Annotated in this window: 1 protein-coding gene and 2 pseudogenes; all 3 read left to right on the plus strand. The window is 39.9% G+C overall.

Translation table 11 applies throughout. The annotated features are described in order from the left end of the window. Positions 1-484 (plus strand): annotated as a pseudogene (locus HT725_RS10055) (hypothetical protein); the annotation flags it as partial. A 5-nt stretch (positions 485-489) separates the two neighbouring features. After that, positions 490-897: pseudogene (locus HT725_RS10060) on the plus strand (hypothetical protein); the annotation flags it as partial. Between the two features lie 723 nt (positions 898-1,620). Then, the coding region (locus HT725_RS10365; protein WP_240147145.1) for a YSIRK-type signal peptide-containing protein at positions 1,621-3,158 on the plus strand (1,538 nt) is incomplete at its 3' end.

Raw genomic sequence — 3,158 nt, forward strand, 5'->3', positions numbered from 1 at the left:
AAACAATGGACAAGAAAACCATCTAGTCAAGATGGCATTCTTGGAATTAAAGAAATACAGAGAAACCAGCAAAGACGAGGTTCGCAAGCCGTGGTTGGAGTTTTTTGGGAACAAGCCCTTTACTCAACAACCCGAGCGAGCTATTAGTCAAGCAGACCAACTGCTAGATTACAAGAGCTGGTCCGAGGAGGACAGAAAAATGTTTAGTCAACTACGTATGCGCGAAGAACAAGCCTTGTTAGCGCAGGACTATGCCTTGGAACAAGCAGAGGAAAAAGGTTTAGAGCGTGGTCTTGAACGTGGTCTTGAACGTGGTCGTGCAGAGGGTCTTGAACAGGGACTGGAGCGTGGGAAAGTCGAAGGAAGTTTGTCCATGCTACTAAATCTAGTCCGTCAAGGTATTCTAACTTCTGAGGTTGCCAGTCAGCAACTGGGCATGACTGTCTCTGAGTTTGAAGAATTATTGAAAGACGATCATAAATAAGACCTAAAAAATACAGAGAAACCAGCAAAGACGAGGTTCGCAAACCATGGTTAGAGTTTTTCGGGAATAAACCCTTTACCCAACAACCTGAGCGAGCTATCAGCCAGGCAGACCAACTGCTGGACTACAAGAGCTGGTCCGAGGAGGACAGGAAGATGTTTAGTCAACTACGTATGCGCGAAGAACAGGCATTGTTGGCACAGGACTATGCTTTGGAACAAGCTGAGGAAAAGGGCTTAGAACGTGGTCTTGAACGTGGTCGTGCAGAGGGTCTTGAACAGGGACTGGAGCGTGGGAAAGTCGAAGGAAGTTTGTCCATGCTACTAAATCTAGTCCGTCAAGGTCTTTTGACATCTGAGGTTGCGAGCGAGCAATTGGAAATGACTGTCACTGAGTTTGAGACATTGTTGTAAAATCAGCAATAATGGTCAAGCACACCATCTAGCCAAGGTGTGCTTTTTGTACTAAAAGACAGGCAAGCGTTTTTGCTTTAGTCTCTTTATCCTTTATCTCTTCTTTGGCTCCTATTTATTTGTAGGAATTTTGGAGAGACTTTGGGTATGGTTTTGCTATCGGCCTTTCTCTTGCTTCTCTCCTATATTTATCTGGGCTTTTATGAGTCTGGCTATGGCTGATTTTTGTCATGGTTAGTCTACCTCTGCTACTCGACAAAGCTGGGAGAGCCTACATCAAGTGATTTGGGATAGGAGTTATATCAAATAATATCTCAGGATTTCTGATTTTTCGGAGAGCCTGTTTTTTTATTTGCTGAGTCTAGGATAGGTCTTTCTGGCGATGGATAGCAAGACGAACAGTTTCGTTTGAATGTCATATAAATTTAAAATTTCTGAAAATAATGGAAAATATACTAAATTTACAAATAAGTAGCCTCTAAATCCTTTAAAATAAGCCTTGTGCATATATATATATATATATATATAATTATCGATTTTCTAAAACAAAGTGAGGTTGAAGGAAAGGAACTAAGTTGATATAATGAAGTGTTAGTAAACAATGGGTTTTTTGTCATTTGTTTAAGATGAAAAAAGGTCATGTTTTCCTGTTTTTATTGCGAGTTGATGCCTGTATGAACATGGCTAGAGGAGCAAAGACAGGGTAGAAAGAAAGGAAAAACTATGAAACAGTTTAAAATGAATGAGCGCCAACGCTTTTCTATACGCAAGTTTTCAATTGGAGCAGCCTCAGTCTTGCTAGGGTCTGTCTTTTTTGTGGCTAATCCAGCGACAGAAGTTCAGGCGGCGGAAGCAAATACAGAAGTGGTCAGTCAGGATGGAAATGGCAACACTGGGAATCCATCTGTCTTACCGCCATCAGATACAAGCAATCAAAATCTTAACGTAGAACAAGAAGGAGCTAAACCAAACACTCAAGCGACAGAGAGAAAAGAGCAAGACAGCCAAGCTAAAGATGGTGAAGGAAAAGCTGAGGAAACAGTAGAGAATAAAGGTGACGAAAAAGTTGATGGTGTAGTTAAACCTGTGTCTGGTGAATCATCTCCCGTGTCCGAGGTAGAAAAAGATAAAAAAGAAGCTCAACCAGAGTTGGAAGAAAAATCCTTAACTGACAAAGAAGAAGCTGTGGTAGCAGATAAGACAGAGCAATCTCAAGAAGAAGACGGGTATCAGTTATATGATAAATTGATAGATGCATCTAAAAGATTGAAAGAATCTAATCCTGAGTCTGCAGTAGCTTTTAAAAACTTAGCCGATACTATCAACGAAAAGTTAGGACTTTCAGACGACGGAAAGATTTCTGGAGAACTTGTCGAAAAAGCTCACAAGTTACTGGATGGTAATCAAGTGATGATGTCAAAAAATGATAGTGAGGAAAATTCTGAGGAAAGAGGAGTTCATGTAAGAAAAAGACGGAATATAACAGGATTAACAATTGGGAGATGGAATGCAGTACGTAAACAAATAGAGGTTTCTAATATACTAGTAGTACCAGGTGGAGATAGAGTATTTGGTAATATTTTGAAAATTAGTGCTAAATCAAATCATGAGAAAATTACTAGCATATCTGTAACTGGTCATGAAAACATGGGTTTAAAGGTCGCATCTTCTGTCAATGGGAGTGAAGCATCTTTGACTTTCGACGGAACTACTCCGCGCAGTGGTCAGTATTTATTGAATGTAACAGTAACTACTTCAAGTGGTAGTCAGACGACACAATTTGGATACTATCTCCCTTTTCAGAAGCCGACTATTAATACACCAAATGATAGTACAGATGCAAGTGTCCCGAGCTTAGCAGGTAAAGCTAATGAAAAACCTAATATTGATGTGACAATTCCTTATGTTCCTAAATTACCTAATGGCGCAAAGATGAAAGTATATTTGGTAACCGGAGGTTCGGATATTTCTAATTATGGAGGGAGTCCGGATGGATTAGCTTATCCGGAAGGTTATAATATACTTGCCTCTAAAGATATATCTCCTAATAATGATGGGGATGGTTCTGCACGCAAAATTACTATTACCCAGTCTGATTATAAGCCTGGAGTTAATAAGATAGGAACAGATAAATTTAGAGCGCTCACTGTTATCGAAGTAAATAATAACGTAAACGATGGTAATCCACGAGAACGTGGTTCCTGGTTTAGTGATGAAAGAAGAGCGACAGCACCAGTAGTTAAAGAAGCAACACCTGAAAA

The organism is Streptococcus sp. 2579, assembly GCF_013277195.1.
GTDB lineage: Bacteria > Bacillota > Bacilli > Lactobacillales > Streptococcaceae > Streptococcus.